General features: G+C 64.0%; 1 protein-coding gene. It reads right to left on the reverse strand.

The window, feature by feature from the left end; all coding sequences use genetic code 11:
• Window positions 1–235 (reverse strand): HD domain-containing protein (locus tag EOD42_RS25655; protein WP_127790444.1); only part of this gene is annotated, 235 nt, incomplete at its 3' end.
• Between the last annotated feature and the right edge of the window lie 234 nt (window positions 236–469).

Below are 469 nucleotides of genomic sequence, written 5' to 3' on the forward strand. Positions count from 1 at the left end.
CCGCCTCGCAGTGGATGCCGCAATCCTCGATGGCATCGTGCAGCAGGCCGGCGATGGCCTGCTCCTCGTCGCCACCATGCTCGAGCACGAGGGCTGAGACAGACATCAGGTGAGCGATATAGGGGATACTGGTGCCCTTGCGGGTCTGTTCGGCATGCAGGCGCATGGCCAGCGCGGTGGCATCAGCCAGTGATGCCCATCGAGGGCGTGGCGCCTCGGGGTCTTCATTCGACATTGATGTTCCTGGTGGTGTGGGTGCGCCGCTTGAGGCGCTGAGGTGTCAGCCTGTGGGTAGTCGCCGCTGACGGTTGGGCGACCTCCCGGACGGGCTCAGCAGCCTCAGGATTGCCATCCTGACATGAGGCTAGCACGGCTTGTGCCCCGCGCCAGTGTCAATCTGCCGACCATGGGCACAACTATACCATTACTTGCTACGCTGCTCGGGATAAGCACGGCCGACGCGGCCAGA

The organism is Rhodovarius crocodyli, from assembly GCF_004005855.1.
Classification (GTDB): domain Bacteria; phylum Pseudomonadota; class Alphaproteobacteria; order Acetobacterales; family Acetobacteraceae; genus Rhodovarius; species Rhodovarius crocodyli.